The sequence below is a fragment of the Nocardia brasiliensis NBRC 14402 genome, from assembly GCF_000308475.2.
GTDB lineage: Bacteria > Actinomycetota > Actinomycetes > Mycobacteriales > Mycobacteriaceae > Nocardia > Nocardia brasiliensis.
In genome coordinates this window covers 39,313-59,445 of the sequence record NZ_BAFT02000047.1, presented here as the reverse complement: position 1 = coordinate 59,445, position 20,133 = coordinate 39,313, and the positions used below count along the sequence as shown (strand labels likewise).

At 66.6% G+C, this 20,133-nt stretch carries 19 protein-coding genes; 13 read left to right on the top strand and 6 right to left on the bottom strand.

The window, feature by feature from the left end; all coding sequences use genetic code 11:
• The 7 genes from TY25_RS15400 to TY25_RS15370 form a co-directional block, all read left to right on the top strand.
• Positions 1 to 3,460, top strand: a 3,460-nt coding sequence (locus tag TY25_RS15400) for a multifunctional oxoglutarate decarboxylase/oxoglutarate dehydrogenase thiamine pyrophosphate-binding subunit/dihydrolipoyllysine-residue succinyltransferase subunit (RefSeq protein ID WP_042256831.1), incomplete at its 5' end; no start/stop codon positions are given.
• Between the two features lie 103 nt (positions 3,461 to 3,563).
• Positions 3,564 to 3,896: a WXG100 family type VII secretion target gene (locus TY25_RS15395; RefSeq protein WP_042256830.1), complete on the top strand. Its 333-nt coding sequence runs from the start codon at positions 3,564 to 3,566 to the stop codon at positions 3,894 to 3,896.
• Entirely contained in the window at positions 3,893 to 4,192 is a 300-nt protein-coding gene (locus TY25_RS15390) for a WXG100 family type VII secretion target (RefSeq protein ID WP_042256828.1), read from the top strand. The genes TY25_RS15395 and TY25_RS15390 overlap by 4 nt, the downstream gene beginning before the upstream one ends.
• Before the next feature lie 3 nt (positions 4,193 to 4,195).
• Positions 4,196 to 5,563: a hypothetical protein gene (locus TY25_RS43655; protein WP_081868890.1), complete on the top strand. Its 1,368-nt coding sequence runs from the start codon at positions 4,196 to 4,198 to the stop codon at positions 5,561 to 5,563.
• On the top strand, positions 5,539 to 5,940 hold the full coding sequence (locus TY25_RS42665; protein ID WP_146154146.1) for an SCO4402 family protein: 402 nt from the start codon (positions 5,539 to 5,541) through the stop codon (positions 5,938 to 5,940). Before TY25_RS43655 ends, TY25_RS42665 begins: the two co-directional genes overlap by 25 nt.
• A 6-nt stretch (positions 5,941 to 5,946) precedes the next feature.
• Positions 5,947 to 6,393 carry a contact-dependent growth inhibition system immunity protein gene (locus TY25_RS15375; RefSeq protein ID WP_042256825.1) on the top strand — a complete coding sequence of 149 codons (447 nt, stop codon included), beginning with the start codon at positions 5,947 to 5,949 and terminating at the stop codon, positions 6,391 to 6,393.
• Between the two features lie 237 nt (positions 6,394 to 6,630).
• Entirely contained in the window at positions 6,631 to 7,149 is a 519-nt protein-coding gene (locus tag TY25_RS15370; protein ID WP_146154145.1) for a hypothetical protein, read from the top strand.
• 3 nt (positions 7,150 to 7,152) lie between these two features.
• On the opposite strand, the gene TY25_RS15365 is transcribed toward TY25_RS15370, so the two are convergent.
• Complete coding sequence (locus TY25_RS15365) at positions 7,153 to 7,782, bottom strand: histidine phosphatase family protein (protein ID WP_042256843.1); 630 nt, start codon at positions 7,780 to 7,782, stop codon at positions 7,153 to 7,155.
• 112 nt (positions 7,783 to 7,894) lie between these two features.
• Positions 7,895 to 8,302, bottom strand: coding sequence for a RidA family protein (locus TY25_RS15360; RefSeq protein ID WP_042256822.1), 408 nt, complete (start codon positions 8,300 to 8,302; stop codon positions 7,895 to 7,897).
• A gap of 97 nt (positions 8,303 to 8,399) precedes the next feature.
• Between TY25_RS15360 and TY25_RS15355 the strand changes: the two genes are divergently transcribed.
• Positions 8,400 to 8,777: a winged helix-turn-helix transcriptional regulator gene (locus TY25_RS15355; RefSeq protein ID WP_042256820.1), complete on the top strand. Its 378-nt coding sequence runs from the start codon at positions 8,400 to 8,402 to the stop codon at positions 8,775 to 8,777.
• A 512-nt stretch (positions 8,778 to 9,289) separates the two neighbouring features.
• Here TY25_RS15355 and TY25_RS15350 read toward each other — a convergent pair.
• Positions 9,290 to 9,937 carry a TetR/AcrR family transcriptional regulator gene (locus TY25_RS15350; RefSeq protein ID WP_042256819.1) on the bottom strand — a complete coding sequence of 216 codons (648 nt, stop codon included), beginning with the start codon at positions 9,935 to 9,937 and terminating at the stop codon, positions 9,290 to 9,292.
• A 68-nt stretch (positions 9,938 to 10,005) separates the two neighbouring features.
• On the opposite strand from TY25_RS15350, the gene TY25_RS15345 reads away from it, so the two are divergent.
• From TY25_RS15345 to TY25_RS15325, 5 genes are all read left to right on the top strand, one after another.
• Positions 10,006 to 11,538: a flavin-containing monooxygenase gene (locus TY25_RS15345; RefSeq protein WP_042256818.1), complete on the top strand. Its 1,533-nt coding sequence runs from the start codon at positions 10,006 to 10,008 to the stop codon at positions 11,536 to 11,538.
• On the top strand, positions 11,535 to 12,365 hold the full coding sequence (locus TY25_RS15340; RefSeq protein WP_042256815.1) for an SDR family NAD(P)-dependent oxidoreductase: 831 nt from the start codon (positions 11,535 to 11,537) through the stop codon (positions 12,363 to 12,365). The genes TY25_RS15345 and TY25_RS15340 overlap by 4 nt, the downstream gene beginning before the upstream one ends.
• Before the next feature lie 14 nt (positions 12,366 to 12,379).
• Positions 12,380 to 13,294, top strand: coding sequence for an alpha/beta hydrolase (locus tag TY25_RS15335; RefSeq protein ID WP_042256813.1), 915 nt, complete (start codon positions 12,380 to 12,382; stop codon positions 13,292 to 13,294).
• 118 nt (positions 13,295 to 13,412) lie between these two features.
• Positions 13,413 to 15,206: an AMP-dependent synthetase/ligase gene (locus tag TY25_RS15330; RefSeq protein WP_042256811.1), complete on the top strand. Its 1,794-nt coding sequence runs from the start codon at positions 13,413 to 13,415 to the stop codon at positions 15,204 to 15,206.
• 113 nt (positions 15,207 to 15,319) lie between these two features.
• Entirely contained in the window at positions 15,320 to 16,906 is a 1,587-nt protein-coding gene (locus TY25_RS15325) for a molybdopterin-dependent oxidoreductase (RefSeq protein WP_042256842.1), read from the top strand.
• Between the two features lie 51 nt (positions 16,907 to 16,957).
• Here the strand turns inward: TY25_RS15325 and TY25_RS15320 are convergent, their stop codons facing one another.
• The 3 genes from TY25_RS15320 to TY25_RS15310 form a co-directional block, all read right to left on the bottom strand.
• Positions 16,958 to 18,436: a DHA2 family efflux MFS transporter permease subunit gene (locus TY25_RS15320; protein WP_042256809.1), complete on the bottom strand. Its 1,479-nt coding sequence runs from the start codon at positions 18,434 to 18,436 to the stop codon at positions 16,958 to 16,960.
• A 74-nt stretch (positions 18,437 to 18,510) separates the two neighbouring features.
• The gene (locus tag TY25_RS15315) at positions 18,511 to 19,203 is read right to left on the bottom strand and encodes a PadR family transcriptional regulator (protein ID WP_042256808.1); all 693 of its coding nucleotides are present in this window, start codon (positions 19,201 to 19,203) and stop codon (positions 18,511 to 18,513) included.
• A 200-nt stretch (positions 19,204 to 19,403) separates the two neighbouring features.
• Complete coding sequence (locus tag TY25_RS15310) at positions 19,404 to 20,120, bottom strand: ABC transporter permease (RefSeq protein WP_042256806.1); 717 nt, start codon at positions 20,118 to 20,120, stop codon at positions 19,404 to 19,406.
• Positions 20,121 to 20,133: the final 13 nt, after the last annotated feature.

The window sequence follows — 20,133 nt, the reverse complement described above, 5'->3', positions numbered from 1 at the left end:
GACCGCCCGCGCGCCGCAGACCACCCCGGCGCCGACCTCCAACGCGGCCCCCACCTCCGGTGGCCCGAAGACCGACACCGCGGCCGACGAGGCCAAAGTGCTGCGCGGCGCCGCGGCGGCGGTGGCCAAGAACATGGCCGCCTCGCTCAGCATCCCCACCGCGACCAGCGTGCGCGCCATCCCGGCGAAGCTGATGATCGACAACCGTCTGGTCATCAACAACCACCTGGCCCGCACCCGCGGTGGCAAGATCTCGTTCACGCACCTGCTCGGCTACGCGATCGTCCAGGCGGTCAAGTCGTTCCCGAACATGAACCGGCACTTCGCCGAGATCGACGGCAAGCCGAACGCGGTCACCCCCGCGCACACCAACCTCGGCCTCGCCATCGACCTGCCCGGCAAGGACGGCAGCCGTTCGCTGGTCGTCGCGGCCATCAAGGGCACCGAAGCGATGAGCTTCGGCCAGTTCCACACCGCCTACGAGGACATCGTGCGCCGCGCGCGCGACGCCAAGCTGACCGCCGACGACTTCAGCGGCGTCACCATCTCGCTGACCAACCCCGGCACCATCGGCACCGTGCACTCGGTGCCCCGCCTCATGCCGGGCCAGGGCGCCATCATCGGCGCGGGCGCGATGGAGTACCCGGCCGAGTTCCAGGGCATGAGCGACGAGCGGATCGCCGATATCGGCGTCGGCAAGCTGATGACCCTCACCTCGACCTACGACCACCGCATCATCCAGGGCGCGGAGTCCGGCGACTTCCTGCGCACCATCCACCAGCTGCTGATCTCCGACGAGTTCTACGACGAGATCTTCCACGGCCTCGGCGTGCCGTACGAGCCGGTGCGCTGGCGCAAGGACATCCGGGAACGCGGCGTCGACAAGAGCACCCGCGTGCTCGAGATGATCGCCGCCTACCGCAACCGCGGCCACCTGATGGCCGACACCGACCCGCTGCGCCTGGTCAAGGACAAGTTCCGCAGCCACCCGGACCTCGACGTCACCCAGCACGGGCTGACCCTGTGGGACCTGGACCGCACCTTCAACGTCGGCGGCTTCCACGGCCAGGAGCAGATGAAGCTGCGCGAGGTCCTCTCGGTCCTGCGCGACGCCTACTGCCGCCACGTCGGTGTGGAGTACACCCACATCCTGGAGACCGAGCAGCTGCAGTGGATTCAGGAGCGGGTCGAGCAGAAGCACGTCAAACCGACTGTCGCCCAGCAGAAGTACATCCTGAACCGGCTGAACGCGGCGGAGGCCTTCGAGACCTTCCTGCAGACCAAGTACGTCGGCCAGAAGCGCTTCTCGCTGGAAGGCGCCGAAGCCGTCATCCCGATGATGGACGCCACCATCGACCAGTGCGCCGAGCACGGGCTCGACGAGGTCGTCATCGGCATGCCGCACCGCGGCCGCCTCAACGTGCTCGCCAACATCGTCGGCAAGCCGTACTCGAAGATCTTCACCGAGTTCGAGGGCAACATGAACCCGGCAGGCGCGCACGGCTCCGGCGACGTGAAGTACCACCTCGGCGCGCACGGCACCTACCTGCAGATGTTCGGCGACAACGAGATCGAGGTCTCGCTCACCGCCAACCCGTCGCACCTGGAAGCGGTCGACCCTGTGCTCGAGGGTCTGGTCCGCGCCAAGCAGGACCTGCTGGACAAGGGCGACGGCGCGGAGGGCTACTCCGTGATGCCGCTGATGCTGCACGGTGATGCCGCGTTCGCGGGTCAGGGTGTGGTGGCCGAAACGCTGAACCTGTCCGGGCTGCGCGGGTACCGGGTCGGCGGCACCATCCACATCGTGGTGAACAACCAGATCGGCTTCACCACCGCGCCGGAGAACAGCCGCTCCACCGAGTACTCCACCGATATCGCGAAGTTCATCGGCGCGCCGATCTTCCACGTGAACGGTGACGACCCGGAAGCCTGTGACTGGGTGGCCCGCCTCGCGGTCGACTTCCGGCAGAAGTTCCGCAAGGACGTCGTCATCGACATGGTCTGCTACCGGCGTCGCGGCCACAACGAGGGCGACGACCCGTCGATGACCCAGCCGTCCATGTACGACGTCATCGACACCAAGCGCTCGGTGCGCAAGGCCTACACCGAGAGCCTGATCGGCCGTGGCGACATCTCGCTGAAAGAGGCCGAGGACGCGCTGCGCGACTACCAGGGTCAGCTGGAGCGGGTGTTCAACGAGGTCCGCGAGCTGGAGAAGTACACCCCGGAGCCGAGCGAGTCCGTCGAGGACGACCAGAAGGTCCCGACCACCGTGCAGACGGCCGTCGACAAGACCATCCTGCAGCGCATCGGCGACGCGTTCCTCAACGTGCCCGAGGGCTTCAATGTGCACCCGCGCGTCAAGCCGGTGCTGGAGAAGCGCCGCGAAATGGCCTACGAGGGCAAGGTCGACTGGGCCTTCGCCGAGCTGATGGCGTTCGGCACGCTGATCGACGAGGGGCGCGCGGTGCGCCTCACCGGTCAGGACTCCCGGCGCGGCACGTTCACCCAGCGGCACGCGGTGATCATCGACCGCAAGACCGCCGGAGAGTACACGCCGCTGCACAACATCGGCAGCAAGGACCCGGGCTGGTTCGCGGTGCACGACTCGGCGCTGAGCGAATACGCCGCGGTCGGCTTCGAATACGGCTACTCGCTGGGCAACCCGAATGCACTCGTGCTGTGGGAGGCCCAGTTCGGTGACTTCGTCAACGGCGCGCAGTCGATCATCGACGAGTTCATCTCCTCCGGTGAAGCCAAGTGGGGCCAGCTCTCCGACGTCGTGCTGCTGCTGCCGCACGGCCACGAGGGCCAGGGCCCGGACCACACCTCCGGCCGGATCGAGCGGTTCCTGCAGCTGTGCGCCGAAGGGTCGATGACGGTCGCCGTGCCGTCGACCCCGGCGAACTACTTCCACCTGCTGCGCCGCCACGCGCTGGACGGCATCCGCCGCCCGATGATCGTCTTCACCCCGAAGTCGATGCTGCGCAACAAGGCCGTCGTGTCGGATCTGAAGGACTTCACCGAGAGCAAGTTCCGCTCGGTGTTCGACGAGCCCGCCTACGAACAGGGCGTCGGCGACCGCAGCAAGGTGAAGCGGATCCTGATGACCAGCGGCAAGCTGTACTACGAGCTGGCCGCCGAGAAGGCGAAGCAGAAGCGCGAAGACGTCGCGATCGTGCGGATCGAGCAGCTCTACCCGCTGCCCACCTACCGCCTCAACGAGTCGCTGGAGCGCTACACCAACGCCACCGACATCGTGTGGGTCCAGGAGGAACCGGCCAACCAGGGCGCCTGGCCCTTCTTCGGCCTGAACCTGCCGGAGGTCCTGCCCGAGCGGCTCGGCAAGCTGCGCCGCATCTCCCGTCGTGCCATGTCGGCCCCGTCGTCGGGTTCGAGCAAGGTGCACGCCGTCGAGCAGGCGGAGATCATCGCCGAGGCCTTCGAGCCGACCAGCTAGTTTTCGCTGACCCGACAGCGGGCCGGATCGCTTCCCCACCGAAGCGACCCGGCCCGTTGTCTTTCGCTTCGACACTGCTCAGGACCGTACGTAGACTCGCCGCATGAGCGACGGGGGTACGCCGGGCCGGCAGGTATCGGTGGTGCCCGACCGAGTCCGCGAGGTCGGCACCTACGTCTACGAATTGGCCGAAGCGCTGCGTTCGGCCCTGGACTCCGCCGCCAAGGACGTCGACGCACTGACCGACGGCGGCTGGACCGGTGACGCGGCCACCGAATTCGCAACCGGCTGGACCGACGTCCGCGACGGCGGCGTGCAGATCATGTCCGCGCTGACCGGCATGGCGGAGAAGCTCGGCGTCACCGCCGACACCTATCAGCACCGCGACGACAGCAACGCCGCCGCGCTGCACACCTCCAGCCTGGATCTGCCATGAGCTCCGAATTCTCGGTAGACCTCGAGCACCTGGACCAGATCGTCGCCCGTCTCTCCGGCCTCGCCGGATTCGTCGCCGAACACCTCGACGAAATCGACGATCGCATAGCCGCTTTACACGGCACCGGCTGGGAAAGTGTTGCGGCCCAGGCCTACACCGACGCCCACCACCAATGGTCCACAGGCGCACGCGAATTCGTCGAAGGCGTACGCGAGATGAGCGACGCGGCCAAACAAGCCCACGTCCGCTACACCCGCGCCATCGAACTCAACAGCAAGATGCTGGGCGGAGCCTGACCCATGCGCATCGACTGGCAGGTCTACTACGACGCCGCCAAGCGGTGCCACGACCTCGCCGCCGATCTACGCCGCGCCGACAAACCCGTGCACGACGCGGTCAAAGGCGAATGCGCCGGGATGGCCGGAGATGCGCCCGGTTGCAAAGAATGGGGCGAGAAGTACGACAGCACCGCGCGCGACACGATGCAGTCGTGCACGAACCTCGCCGACGCCCTCACCAACTTCGGCTACGTGCTCTACGCCGTCGGCTACAACTACGGCATCAGCAACAAGAGCAATCCGGCACCCGAACGGCCGGACGTTCGCGAGATGACCGAATACCGGGTGACCATCCCGACCTCGGTGCGCAACAACGGAATCGGCATCGAACATCACGGCGGCGTCCAAGAACTCTTCGACGCGCTGATCGCGAAAATCCTGTCCACGTTCGGGAAACTGCCCAACGGCGATCTCGAGAAACTGCAGAAAGCCTCGTCCACCTGGACGACGTTCGCCAACCACGAGACCGTCACCGGCGCCGCCGCCCACATCACCAGCATCATCGGCCTGTTCGACGCCATCGAAGACAAGACCAACCTGCCCCCACTGCTCGCCCACCTCGAAACCCTGCGCGGCGGCGCAGGCCAAGTCGCGGCCGCCGCCCAAAACCTCGCAGCCCCCGTCGCCGACTATCACGCCGGAACCGTCGAGGTCCGCGGCAACATCGAATCCTCGATCACCCAAGCCGAATGGGCCATCGGCCTCACTGTGGTCGCCGCCGCGGCCGCCGCCTGGTTCACCTTCGGCGGCAGCGCCGCCGCGGGCGCCGGCGGTGTCGGCGCCATAGTCACCAACACCATCAACACCATCCGCACCGTCTACCAGGGCAGCAACCTCCTCAAAGCCGTAGGCCTGGCCACCGCCGCCGCCGGCGCTGTCGGCGTAGTCAAATCCTTCGACAAAGTCCCCGACCTGACCACCACCCTCACCTCCCTCGCCACCATCATCGCCATGCGGGTGCTGATCGATGATGATGGAGATCCGACCTCCGGCACGACGCCCCCGACCACGACGTCCGCCTTTCCACCGCAGCAAGCGGTCGACAAGATTCCGACCGAGTGGGGCGAAGGTCAGCCTAATAGGAAGAAGGACGGCGAACGGTGGCACGACCCGGAGAACCCGAACGGCGCAGGCGTCCGGATCGATAAGGGGGATCCGGACAGCCCGAATCCATCTCAACGAGTAGACCATGTAGTCGTACGTTCGAACGGTAAGGTCCTAGGGCCGGATGGTCAACCGATACCGCCAGGCTCATCGATCAAAGACCACCCAGAAGCACACATACCTCTCGAAGAGTGGCTCAAATGGAAGAGTTGGGATCACCCGTGACAGAAGTACGCTACCCAGACGCGCGGAGAGCTGTAATCGACGCGGTAGCAGCGCTTTCGGATCTCGAGTACCAGAAGAGGGTCTGGCTGGACCGAGTATATCCGCATGCGAATTTCTATGACGATCTCGATACAAACGTCCATATTCTCTACGACGACTATCGAATATTGCCGGACCCGGAATCAGCACTGGGCGATGTGCTGTTGCCCGGTGACGAAATAGAACGTCTTCGTACCCTCGGCCGAGTACTGGATCCCGTGATCGAAGAACTCGGCGACAGCCCGGACGCACGGTACTTGGCTCATCAGCAGTGGACGGTGGTCGCTCGTACTGCGGGCGCGGTTCTGTCAGCGATGGTGCTCTCCGGGGGGCTGTGAGCAACCATGACTGCTAGGGAACAGGCAATCATGGATAGCGACGGCTTCTCGATCGAGCAGCTCGACGGCGTTGTCTGGCCGCAGCCTCCCGAGGACGCCACGCGTCTCATGCGGGCGGTGTACGAGCTTCGCCGGAGACCGATCCGTGAATTGACCCCGGAGGACTCGAGAATTCTGCTAGGGCAGAGTGAAGGCGTCGCCGCTTTGCTGCCCCGCGCACTGCGCGTCCTGAGCGAGAATCCTTTGGCAGAGGGAGATTATTATCCCGGAGACCTACTCGTAGCCGCTCTTGGAGTTCCCGCATCATTCTGGCGCGATAATCCCGAGCACATCGCTCAGATACGCCAGGTGATCCAAAAGGTCGAAGCGATGGGCGATCTCGGTGATCGCTATGCCCCTCCTAACGATATCTGGGAAGCAATAGAAAAGTTTCGTACCGCTACAGCGCAATAGCATGTTGCGCACATCAGCTGTGGTTGCCTGCCTCTTGCTCAACGAGCGCGCGTCGAACGCGCGTCACTGGCCGGCGTGGTCGCGCTTCGAGCAGACATCGCTGCAGGGCGACCGACGGAAGAGCCGACCCGTATCGGGATCGAGGAAAGACTCAGCGAACTGGTCGAATTCATGAAACTTCACCTTGACGTGGCGTAGCAGAGCGAGCAGAGAGATGCTGGAGGGGACGGTGACGTGGTGAGGATCGTCAACTACAGGGAGCGGTTTTTCACCAATTTTCGCGAATTCGAGTTCGGCGCCGGGGGCAGACATTGCTTCCAATGGATTGATTCGAAAGACTTCGCGTTGGCAGCAGCGGAGGCGGCGGACCGGGCAATCTTGTCCGAGCTCATCGCGAGCGTCGAGTATCGGGACGACTATGTCGGTGGTGGAGTCGATCCGCGTGGCATCCGCCACGGACCGTACTGGCTCGATCAGATCTCGAGTGGATCCTTCACCGCCGTCGAGGAGCACATTGTCATCGACATCCTGTCGCAGTGGACGCAAGGTTGTGGGTCCATCCCGAATCAGCTGCGGGAGGCGATTCGGCGTCGCGTTATCGAACCCGCACATTCCGCCACGAGTCGATACTTGCTCGAAGACCTCGGACCGTCCGCTGCGAATGACTACGGTGATCTGCATCGGGAGTTCCATGAGATCGTACTGATCGATCGGCCGGGGCGGCGGGTTCTGCTCGTCGTGATGTCCGATGACTGAGGGTTACCGGGGGAGGTGGGTGGTGGAGCCTAGGGTGCGGATTTGGCGGTTGCGGAAGTAGGGGTCTTCGTGGAGTTCGGTGATGCTGCCGGGGGTGGCTTGGAAGCGGGCGTAGGCGAGGGAGTCGAGGGGGAGGTTTGCCCAGGCGGCGAGGAGGAAAGTTATTGTGCCGCCGTGGGTGACGATGATTTGGTGTGCGGAGTCGCGGTGCAGGATCGAATGCATTGCGGCGTAGACGCGTTCGCCGAAGGTGTGCATGGTTTCGGCTCCAGGGATGCCCTCATTGTGGCGTAGGCGGTCGCCGGTGGCGGGTGGGGGGAGGAAGCGTTCGCGGAGCCAGGATTGGGGTTTGCCTTCGGCTTCGCCGTAGGACTTCTCGCGCAGTCGCTGGTCGAGTATTGGTGTTACGGCGAAGGATTCGCTGATTGTGTCGGCGACCTGAGTGCAGCGCCTCAGGTCGGAGGAGAACAGTTCCGGGGCAACGTCTTCGGGGATCTGCTCGCGTAGCGCTCGCGCGATCGACTGTGCCGCTTGGATTCCCGCTTCGGTGAGCGGGGAGTCGAACCAGCCGCCGACCACACCGTCGAGGTGATGCCGGGACTCGGGGTGCTGCACGACGTAGACGGTCCGCATCGGCTCAAAGGTACCCGGAAACATCTGGTCAGCTGATCACCAGGTAATGGTGGCGGCATCGGCCGAGAGGCCACCGCCAGGGTTACCTGGTGATCAAGCGACCAGCTTGGAATCATGCGAGGACCGCGACGGCCTCCACCTCGACGAGGTGTTCGGGGATGTCGAGGGCGGCGACGCCGATCAGTGTGCCGGGAGGGGCGGGGGTGACGCCGAGTTTCGCGGCCGCGCGGGTGACGCCGTCGAGGAACTGGGGCATCTTGGCCGGCGTCCAGTCCACAACGTAGACAGTCAGTTTGGCCACATCGGCGAAGCCGGCGCCGACCCCGGCGAGTGCGGTGGCGACGTTGAGGTAGCACTGTTCGACCTGGGCGGCGAGGTCGCCCGCGCCGACTGTCGTACCGTCGGCGTCCCAGGCCACCTGACCGGCGAGGAAGACCAGCTTCGAGCCGGTCGCGATCGACACGTGGTGGTAGGCGTCGACGGCGGGGAGGCCGCCGGGGTTCACCAGGGTGATGGTCATGCTCGATACCTCTCGTGGTCTCTTGTGGTTACTCGGAAACCGTAGGAGAGTGCGAGCTGACGTGGAAGAACGCACTTTTCGGTGACTGGAGAACCTGATGGTGACCAAGCAGTACAGCGGCCCGGACGCGGCGGATCTGCGGCGCGCGGATTCGCTGGCCCGCGAGATCTTCTCCGATGTGGCGAACAAGTGGGCGCTGCTGATCATCGAGGCGGTCGGCGACGGCACGCTCCGTTTCAGCGAGTTGCGCAACGAGGTCGAGGGCATCAGTCACAAGATGCTCACCCAGAATCTGCGCATGCTCGAGCGCAACGGACTGCTCGCGCGCCGCGTCTATCCGACGGTGCCGCCGCGGGTGGAATACACCCTCACCCAACCCGGCCAGGACCTCCGCGAAACGGTGCACCGCATGTGCGACTGGACCCAGAAACACCTGTCCCACATCGAATCCGCCCGCCAAGCCTTCGACACCTGAGCACATTTGGCCCCCTGCGAGCCCGCGCATCCGACGGCTGCGCAAACCTCACCTCCCAAACCCCGAGCACGCCCCCGTCTCCCGAGCGGGTCTCCTGAGCGCCCGCTACTTCCCGAGACCGCCCTCGCACATCCGACGGCTGAACAAACCCAGCCTGCCGAGCAAGCCCACGCGCCGAGCGCACCTCGCGCCCCTCAACACACTCCCATCCGATGTCCCGAAAAGGTCTCCCGAGCACGCCGCCGCCTCCCGAGGGCGCCCTCGCGCATCCGACGCTCGAGCAGGTCCGCCTCCCGAGCAGGCTCACGCCCACGATGGCCTCCCCATCCGACGGCTGAGCAAATCCAGCCTCCCGAGCAAGCGCCCACCCACCGCCCGCCCCTGATGCCTCATCTGAGCGGTCATTCATGAGCGCGCCGCCGCCGTCCCGAAAGCGCCCTCGCGCAGGCAAAGCCCGCGCACGCCCACGAAATCGCCTACTGAGCGCGTCCTGGCCCGAAACGTCCCATCCCTCAGCGCGTGGAGTCGACCTGACTGTCGCGCAACGCCGCGGACAACTCTGGGCTAAGCGCTAGGGCGGGTAGGGAGTCGACGATCAATTCGACGAGTTGTTCTCGGGAGACGGGTTTGTCGCTCATCCAGGTGAGAATTGTTTCCTCTACGAACGCGATCCAGCCGCGGACGGCGAGGGCCAGGCGGGGACGGTCGGGATCGTCGAGCGGGATGGGGATTTCGGTGAGCACGATTTCGGCGATGGCGGAACGGGATTCGTTGACATAGGTCATCACGCCGGGGTTGTAGCTGGAGGGTCCGCGCAGGATGGCGTGGTAGGCGGCGCGGTTGTCTTCGACGTAGTCGACGTAGCGTTCGACGGAGTCGCGCAGCATGTCGAACAGGCCGAGGCTGCGGTCGGGCGCGGTGGCGGTGAGGAATTCGGCGCTGACCTGCCGGGCGATGGCCTCGTGGAATTCGTTCTTCGAGGTGAAGTAGTGGAACAGCAGGCCGCGGGAGATGCCGGCCTGCTTGGCGATGTCGTCGACGGAGATGTCTTCGAGCGCTCGTTCGGCGAGCATTTCGGCGCCCAGGGTGATCAGTTGCAGTCGGCGCTCGTCCGGGCTGAGCCGGACGCGCTTGGTCTCTCCTGAACTACTGGAACTCACATCGACATCCTACTGAACGTGATTCAATACTGTTGACTGCTGCTCAATAAGCATCTACGCTCGGGTACATGAGTCGCAAGGTTACAGACAAAGCTGTCGGCGACCGGTCCGTCCGCCGGGTCAAGACGATCATCATCGGCAGCGGGTTCTCGGGCCTCGGTCTAGCGATCCGGTTGAGTCAGCAGGGCAGCAACGACTACCTGGTGCTGGAGCGCGGCCACGATGTCGGCGGCACCTGGCGGGACAACACCTACCCGGGCGCGGCCTGCGACGTCCCCTCACACCTGTACTCGTATTCCTTCGCGCTGAACCCGGATTGGTCGCGCTCGTTCTCCCGGCAGGGCGAAATCCAGCAGTACATCCGGGGTGTCGCGGAAAAGTACGACGTGCTGGACAAGCACATCTTCGACTGCGACGTGACCAGCGCGCGCTGGAACAACGACGACGCGCGATGGGAGATCGAGTCCTCCCAGGGCAGTTTCGTGGCCGACACCGTGGTCTCGGCGATCGGCGCGCTGTGTGAACCCGCGCTGCCGGATATCAAGGGCATCAACGACTTCCAGGGCGAGGTCTGCCACTCCGCGCGGTGGAACCACGAGCTCGACCTGACCGGCAAACGGGTCGCGATCATCGGCACCGGCGCCTCGTCGATCCAGATCGTCCCGGAGATCGCGCCGAAGGTCGCGCACCTGGACGTCTATCAGCGCACGGCCCCGTGGCTGCTCCCCCGCATGGACCGCCCGTACACCAAGGTCGAGCGGCTGGCCTTCAAACACGTGCCCGGCTTCCAGCGCCTGTCCCGGGCCGCGATCTACGCCGCCCGCGAGACCCAGGTCGTCGGCCTGGCGAAGTTCCCCGCGCTGATGCAGGCGTTCGAGCTGATCGCCAAGGCCAAGCTGCAGTACGAGGTGCGCGATCCGCAACTGCGCGCCAAGGTCACCCCGAACTTCCGGATCGGCTGCAAGCGCATGCTGATCTCGAACAACTACTACCCCGCGCTGAGCAGGGACAATGTAGATGTGGTGACCGACGGCATCGCCGAGGTCCGCGCCCACTCGATCGTCACCAAGGATGGCACCGAGCGCGAGATCGACGTCCTCATCGTGGCGACCGGCTTCCACGTCACCGACTCCCCCGCGTTCAACACCATCGTCGGCCGCGACGGCCGCACGCTCAGCGAGGTGTACGACGAGGTCGGTCAGCAGGGCTACAAGGGTGCTGCCACCGCGAACTTCCCGAACATGTTCACACTGCTCGGCCCCAATGTCGGCCTCGGCCACACCTCGATGGTGTTCATGATCGAGTCGCAGCTCAACTACGTCGCCGACGCGCTGGCCACGATCGACCGGCTGAAGCTGCGCACGGTCGAGGTCCGCCGCGACGCGCAGCAGGAATACAACGTCGATTTGCAGAAGAAGCTCAGCAAGAGCGTCTGGCTCAACGGCGGCTGCGCCAGCTGGTATCTGGACAAGCACGGCAACAACACCACGCTGTGGCCCGATTTCACCTTCGAATTCCGTAGGCTGACCCGCAATTTCGACCTGTCCGCCTATGAAACGACCTCCGCCCGAGCCGACCTGAAAGTGGGAGCTGCACAGTGAGCAATGATGCTTACTTCAAAGGCAAAGTCTGTGTGATCACCGGTGCCGGTTCCGGCATCGGACGCGCACTCGCCGAGAATCTCGCCAAGCGCGGCGCCAAGCTCGCGCTCTCCGATATCGACACCGATGGTCTCGCCGAGACCGTGGCCCGCTGCGAAAAGCTCGGCGCCGAGGTGAAATCCGATCGGATCAACGTGGCCGAGCGCGAAGCGGTCCTGCTCTACGCCGACGCCGTGAAGGCGCATTTCGGTGTGGTGCACCAGGTTTACAACAACGCGGGCATCGCCTACCACGGTGACGTGGTCAAGACCGAGTTCAAGGACTTCGATCGGGTCATGGACGTCGATTTCTGGGGCGTCGTGAACGGCACCAAAGCGTTCCTGCCGTTCCTGATCGAGTCCGGTGACGGCCATGTCGTGAACGTGTCCAGCCTGTTCGGTCTGATCGCGGTGCCGGGCCAAAGTGCCTACAACTCAGCGAAGTTCGCGGTGCGCGGCTTCACCGAGGCACTGCGCCAGGAGATGCTGGTCGGCCGGCAGCCGGTCAAGGTCACCTGCGTGCATCCCGGTGGCATCAAGACCGCGGTCGCGCGCAACGCCGGCTACGCCGAGGGCATCGATGGCAAGCAGGCCGCCTCGATGTTCGATTCGAAGATGGCCATTCACACCCCGGAGATGGCCGCGCAGACCATCACGGAGGGCGTGCGCAAGGGCCACGGCCGGGTGCTGATCGGCTTCGAGGCCAAGCTGCTCGACTTGTTCGTGCGCGTCACCGCGTCCGGCTATCAGCGCCTCGCGACCGTCGTAAACCGCCAGATCCTACCCTGATTCGAGAATCACCCATGCGGGATGTCAACCTTCCGCTGCCCGTCGCACGGACGCTGCTGTGGCCCATTTTTCGTGTCTCGATGAATGTCCGGACACCGTGGCCACTGCAGCGTCTGCTGCTGGATGCGGGCGCGAAAGCCCAACTGGTGCCCGCGGGCACCACCGTGCACCGGCTGCGCCTGGGCGGGCGCCCGGCCGAAAAGCTCACGGCCACCGCGCATCCCACGGGCGCGGTGCTCTATCTGCACGGCGGCGGCTACACCATCGGCTCGCCGACCACGCACCGCTCCCTCGCCGCTCGGCTCGCTCATGAAACCGGTTGCGCCGTCTACGTTCTCGACTACCGGTTGGCACCGGAGCATCCGTTTCCGGCCGCACTCGACGACGCCGAGGCCGCGTTCCTGGAGCTCGTGCAGAGCGCGGGCTATCGCCCGGATCAGATCGCGCTGTCCGGCGATTCGGCCGGTGGTGGCCTGTCGATGGCGACCGCACAGCGGTTGATCGCGCGCCACGGGCACACCCCGGCCGCGCTGGGGCTGATCGCGCCGTGGACCGACCCCAACCAGATCCCCGAGCGCGCCGCCGACCTGGTGATCAACCGCCCGTGGTCGCGTGCCTGCGCGGCCGCCTACCTCGGCGACGGCGATGCGAGTGATCCCGGTTACGCCCCGCTCACCGGCGAATTGGCCGGTCTGCCGCCGACCTACGTGCAGGTCGACGTCAGCGAGCTGCTGCACCCGCAATGCGTGGATCTGGTTGCCGCCTTGCGGACCGCGGGCGTGTCGGTCCGGTACACCGAAACCCGGAATCTGTGGCATGTCGCCCAGCTGCAGGCGGGGCTGGTCGCACCGGCCGCCGCGGTGCTCAGCGAGCTGGCCGAATTCCTGCGCGAAGCGATTCAACCTGCCGCACTGCGGGATTTAGGATAGCCACGAAGCGGATCCGCGCCGGGCAGTCACGCACGGGTCCGTTTCTGGTGGTCGACCTCACGGCCCTGACCAAGGTGTCGTAGATTACTGACGAGTAAACCCACGTGGAAGGGCACTGATGCGAGAGTTCGAAGTCCCGGCTTCCTACACCATCCCGGAAGACGCGAACAATTCCGACAACGTCTTCCGTCATGCCGAGCAGTCACCCGACGCGGTGCTGTTCAACAAGCCGGACGGCAACGGCGGCTGGCTGGATGTGCGGGCCGCGGAGTTCGCGACCGAGGTCACCGGTGTCGCCAAGGGCCTGATCGCCTCGGGCATCGAACTCGGCGACCGGGTCGCCATCATGGCGCCCACCCGCTACGAGTGGGCGCTGCTGGACTTCGCCATCTGGGCCGTCGGCGGCTGCACCGTCGCGATCTACGACAGCTCGGCGGCCGAGCAGGCCAAGTGGATCCTGCAGGACTCGGCCACCAAGCTGCTGATCGTCGACAGCGACAAGCACCGCGCCACCATCGATGAGATCGAGGCGGGTTCGCTGCCCGATCTGAAGGAAACCCTGCAGATCGACAAGGGCGCGGTCGACGAGCTCACCAGCCGCGGCACCGACCTGGACGACCAGGTGGTGCACGACCGGCGCAAGCAGGTCAACGCGAACTCGCCCGCCACCCTGATCTACACCTCCGGTACCACCGGGCGGCCCAAGGGCGTCATGCTCTCGCACGCCAACCTGTACGCCGAATCCCGCTCCGACCGGATCGCGCTCGCCAAGTTCATCCAGCCGGGCAAGAAGACGCTGATGTTCCTGCCGCTGGCGCACGTGTTCGCGCGTGCCGTCGCGCTGGTCGCGTTCGACGCCAAGGTGATCGTCGCGCACACCTCCGACTGGTCCACCCTGGTCGACCAGTTCGGCAGCTACAAGCCGCACTTCATCCTCTCGGTGCCGCGCGTATTCGAGAAGGTGTTCAACGGCGCCAAGCAGAAGGCGCACGACGGCGGCAAGGGCAAGATCTTCGACGCGGCCGCCGAGACCGCCATCGCCTACAGCGAAGCGCTCGACAACGGCGGCGCCGGGCTGGTGCTCAAGCTCAAGCACGCGCTGTTCGACAAGCTCGTCTACAGCAAGCTGCGGGTCGCGCTCGGCGGCCAGTGCGACGCGGCGGTCTCCGGCGGCGGCCCGCTCGGCGCGCGCCTGGGCCACTTCTTCCGTGGCGTCGGCGTCACCATCTACGAGGGCTACGGGCTCACCGAGACGACCGCGGCCGTCACCGTGAACACCCCCGAGAAGATCCGGGTCGGCACGGTGGGCAGGCCGATCGAGGGCCACAGCGCCAAGATCGCCGAGGACGGCGAGCTGCTGCTGCGCGGCTCGGTCGTGTTCGACGGGTACTGGGGCAACGCCGAGGCCACCGAGGACGCCTTCGCGGACGGCTGGTTCAAGACCGGCGACCTCGGCGCCATCGACGCGGACGGTTTCATCACGATCACCGGCCGCAAGAAGGAACTCATCGTCACTGCGGGCGGTAAGAACGTCTCTCCCGCGCTGCTCGAGGATTCGCTGCGGGCACACCCGCTGATCAGCCAGGTGATGGTGGTCGGTGACGGCCAGCCGTTCATCGGCGCGCTGATCACCCTCGACCCCGAGGCGCTGCCGGGCTGGCAGAAGAACCACAACGTGCCCGCGGACACCCCGATCGAAAAGCTCATCGAGAACCAGGAACTGGTCGCCGAGATCGACGCGGCGGTGGCCGAGACCAACAAGAAGGTCTCCCACGCCGAGCAGATCAAGAAGATCCGCATCCTGCCGGTGGACTGGACCCAGGAGACGGGCGAGCTGACCCCGAAGATGTCGCTCAAGCGAGCCGTCGTGATGAAGCAGTACGCGGACGACGTCGCGAAGATCTACAGCTAGCAGGTTGCTCAGTACAGGCGGGCCCGGTACGCCGGGCCCGCTTTGCTGTGTCCGGGGCCGGGCGTCAGCGAATGGTCATATTCTGCGGCCTGCCCGGCAGTACGCTCGAATTCATGGCCGATCTGCGACTGCGTGTGCTGGCTGGGATCGTCTCGGCAGGCGCGGCGCTAGGTGTCGCGGAACTGCTCGCGGCCTTTTTCGAGGCGCAGAGCGCGCCGCTCGCCGCGCTCGGCGGGACCGTCGTCGATCACACGCCCGACGGAGTGCGGGAGTGGGCGATCGACACCTTCGGCACCAACGACAAGGCGGTGCTGTACCTCTGCATGGGTGTGGTCGCGGTGCTGGTCGCCGGGCTCGCGGGCGCGCTCGAACGGACCGCGCGCCCGGCGGGTTCGGCGCTGCTGGTGGTCTTCGGTGTGCTGGCCGCGATCGCCGCCGTCGCGCGCACCAGCGCGTCCGGTGCGTTGCCGACCATCGTCGGCGTCGCGGTCGGCAGCTATGCGCTACGCCTGCTGACGGAGCGGATCGAGACCGCCGCCTCCGCCCGGCAGGCGAGTGAAACGCCCAGCGCCGCAAGTAGACCCATCACTTTGCCGGCCAGCGCGCCGGCCGAGCCGGCGGGTACGGCGGCCCCGGAGCGGCGCCGGGTGCTGCAGGGTCTGGCGCTCGTCGGCGGATTGGCCGTGGTCACCGGGGTCGGGGGGCGGCTGCTCGGCACGGGACGCCGCGACGTGTCCGGCGAGCGGGCGGCGGTCGAGCTACCGCAGCCGAGCGCGCCGGAGGCGCCGGTCGCACCCGGCGTAGATCTGCGGGTGCCCGGACTGACCCCGTATCTCACCTCGAACAGCGACTTCTATCGCATCGACACCGCGTTGATCGTGCCGCAGGTGTCCAAGGACGACTGGTCGCTGCGCATCCACGGGATGGTGGACCGCGAAATCCGGCTCACCTGGGCCGATTTGGCGAATCGCCCCGCGGTGGAGCGCATGGTGACGCTGGCGTGCGTGTCGAACCCGGTCGGCGGCGACCTGATCGGCAACGCGCGCTGGCTCGGCTACCGGCTGGACGAACTACTGGCCGAGGCCGGCCCGCACCCCGACGCGGACATGGTGCTCTCGCACAGCACCGACGGCTGGACCGCGGGCACCCCGCTGTCCGTGCTCACCGACGGCCGCGACGCATTGCTCGCGGTCGGCATGAACGGCGAACCGCTGCCCGTCGTGCACGGTTATCCCGCGCGGCTCGTAGTGCCCGGACTCTATGGTTATGTCTCCGCCACCAAATGGGTCACCGAACTGGAGGTCACCCGTTTCGACCGCGCCACCGCCTACTGGACTCGCCGCGGCTGGTCGGCGCTCGGCCCGATCAAAACCGGCACCCGCATCGACACGCCGCGCCCGCGCAGCCGAATCAAGCAGGGCCGCATCGCCGTTGCCGGTGTGGCCTGGGCCCAGCATCGCGGCATCCGCGGCGTCGAAGTCCAAATCGACAACGGCCCTTGGGTACCCGCCCGCCTCGCCGAGGAGCGGTCCGTCGACACCTGGCGCCAGTGGGTCTACGACTGGGATGCCACCCCCGGCACCCACACCCTGCGCGCCCGTGCCACCGATGCCACCGGCGAGACCCAGACCGCCGAGCGCCGCGACGTCGTCCCCGACGGCGCCACCGGCCACCCCACCGTCACCCTCCAGGTGAGCTGAGCCGGACAGCACGCTGCCCTGCAAGTGAATCCACTTGCAGGGCAACGTGGTTCAGGCGATGGATGCGGTCTTGCGGGGTTCGGCCGCCGGCTTGGCGGCGGCGCTCTGCCCGTGGCGGACGAAGAGCGCGGAAGCCACGAAGCCGATCAGCAGGATGCCGGCGGGGAGCAGAATGGATTGGCTCAGCGCGGTGCTGAAGCCGTCCTTGACGAACTCCGGGATGGGCCCCTGCCCCGCCCCGCCTTCGCCGACCTGGCCGCCGCCGAGCCCCTGCGCGGACATGCGAGCGGCGATGAGCGCGCTGATCGCCGCGCTGCCGAGCACCGATCCGACCTGCCGGGTGGTGTTGTAGACACCGGCGCCCGCACCGGCCAGCTGGACCGGCAGGTTGTGCGTGGCGGTCGAGGCCAGCGGCGCCCAGATGCAGGAGTTCGCGAAACCGGCGAACACCGCCGACACCACGATCCAGGCCAGCGACGAGTCCGGCTTCATCAGCGCGGCGAACCAGAACACCGACACCGAGTAGAGCGCGAACCCGAAGGCGGGCACGATCCGCGGGTGCAGCCGGTCGGCGAATTTGCCGACGAACGGGGCACAGACGCCGGTGACGATCGCCATCGGCGCGAACACCAGCGCCGACTCGGTGGGCGACAGCTCGCGCACCGCCTGCAGATAGAAGTACCCGGGCACCATGAACGCGGTGACCGTCGCGCCCATCGCCGCGATGGCGATATTGGACAGCGAGAAGTTGCGATCGCGGAACAGGCTCAGCGGCAGCAGCGGCTCACCGCGGCTGCGCGACTGGTTCACCAGGAACACGGCGAGCACCACGAGACCGGCGGCGATCATCAGCCAGATGCGCAGCGACCAGTCGTAGGTGTTGCCCTCCTGGATGCCGAAGACCAGCAGGAACAAGCCGACACCGCTGAGCAGCACGCCGGGGATGTCGAACTTGTGCTCGTGCGTCGGCAGCGCGGGCACCAGCCACATCGCCAGCGCGAAGGCGAGCACGCCGATCGGGATGTTGACGAAGAAGATCCACTCCCAGCCGAGCCCGTCCACGAGCACGCCGCCGAGGATCGGCCCGACCAGCGTCGCGAGTCCGGCCACCCCGCCCCACAGGCCCATGGCGGCGCCGCGCTTGTCCGGCGGGAAGGTCCGGGTGATCACCGCCATGGTCTGCGGCGTCATCAGTGCGGCACCGAGGCCCTGCACCGCTCGCGCGGCGATCAGCATCTCGATGCTGCCGGACAGTCCGCACCAGGCCGAGGCGACGGTGAAGATCGCGAGGCCGAACAGGTAGATGTTCTTGGGGCCGAAGCGATCACCGAGCCGGCCGGTGACCAGCAGCGGCACCGCGTAGGCGAGCAGGTAGGCGCTGGTCACCCAGATCACCTTCGAGATGTCGGCGTGCAGGTCGGTCATGATCGCCGGGTTGGCGACCGCGACGATCGTCATGTCCAGCAGGATCATGAAGAAGCCGACGACCAGCGCGGTCAGCGCCAGCCACGGATTGCGTTGAGTGGTCATGGGATTCGAAGTTCCTGTCGTGCGAGGTTCCCGGTCGGGCGGGAACCGGAGTTCGGTGCGGCCCGCGGCCGGCCTCAAGGCGGTGGCGTACCGACCGCGCCGCGCCGCACCGCGGGCACTTCGCCCTCGGTGCCGGACGACCAGATGTAGTGGTGCTCGTGGTCGGCCTCGCGCACGCCGGTGTGCGCGTCGAAGGTCTCCCATTCCAGTGCGCCACTTGCCAATTCGTCGAGAAAGCGGTTCACCCACTCGATCTCGGCGCCGAGCATGGCGTGCAGATACGGCAGGGTGACGGTGTAGCGGCGGGGCACGCGGCGTTCGTCGGCCCAGGTGATCATCGTCGCGACATCGGCGCGATCGGCCTCCAGATGGCCGACCCGCTCGCGCAGCAGCGCGAGCACGTCGTCCTTGGGCAGATTGTGCGCCTCGGCCAGCGCGACCGGGAACATCGGATATTCCGGTGCCGGGTACCGCACGATCTCGGCGATCCTGGCGCGCAAGGCTGTTCGGCCGCCCTCGGTGATCCGGTAGGTGGTGCGTTCGGGCCGGTTACCCTCCCGATCGACGCCCTCGGACTGCACCATGTGCTGCTCGGCCAGCCGCGCCACCGTGTGATACAGCGAGCCGGGCCGCACCTTGACCAGCACGTCTTCCCGGCGCGCGATCAGCAGCTGATACATCTCGTACGGATGCATGGGCCGCTCCTCGAGCAGCGCCAGCACGGCGATCCCCAGCGGCGTCACCGCCGGACGCGCCTGCTGCCCCATGTCCTTCGCCTTCCCGTCGAACGCTCACGGCGTCACCGCCGGAACCAGGAGCGCTATGCCCCGTTTCGTATATTCCACGTGGAATATACGGCGCGGAACAAGGCGGCCGCAAGGTGCCCGGTACGGCGAAATAGGTGATCGCAGGCACAACCGACCCGCGCCGAGGCTCGAATGAGCAGCTCAGCGCGGTGCGCGACAGGTCAGTTCGCGGAGCGCGCGTTCAGATCGGGGGCGGCGGGCAACGCATTGGTCCGGCGCAACCGGCCGGTCCCCGGCGTGCTCACCCAGACGAGGAAGGCGAGCAAGCCGTCCAGGACCATGGCCAGCACCGCCACCAGCAGCGCGCCCACCAGGACGCGGTCGTACCGGTACAGGCTGATGCCGTCGAAGATGTAGCGGCCGAGCCCGCCGAGGTTGACGTAGGCCGCGATGGTCGCGGTGGCGACCACCTGCAGCGTCGCGCCGCGCAGGCCGGTGAGCAGGATGGGCAGCGCGTTGGGCACCTCGACCCGGAACAGGATCTGCCGCTCGGTCATGCCCATCGCCCGGGACGCGTCCACCACGTCGGCGGGCACATTGGCGATGCCCGCGTAGGCGCCGGCCAGCAGCGGCGGAATACCCACGGTGATCAGGGCGAGCAGGGGCGGGATCAGGCCGAGTCCGAGCAGCAGCACCAGAAAGGTGAGCAGGCCCAGGGTCGGCAGCGCGCGCATGGCATTGGCGAAGCCGACGAGCAGCGCGGAACCACGCCCGGTATGCCCGATCACCAGACCGAGCGGGAGCGCGATCGCCGCGGACAGCGCGATGGTGAGGAAGCTGTACCAGAGATGTTGCGCGATACGGGTTTCGATGCCCGCGGGCCCGCTCCAGTTCGCGCTGTCGGTGAAGTAGTGCCACGCGTCGAGGAAAAGGTTCACGAGGCTGCGCCTT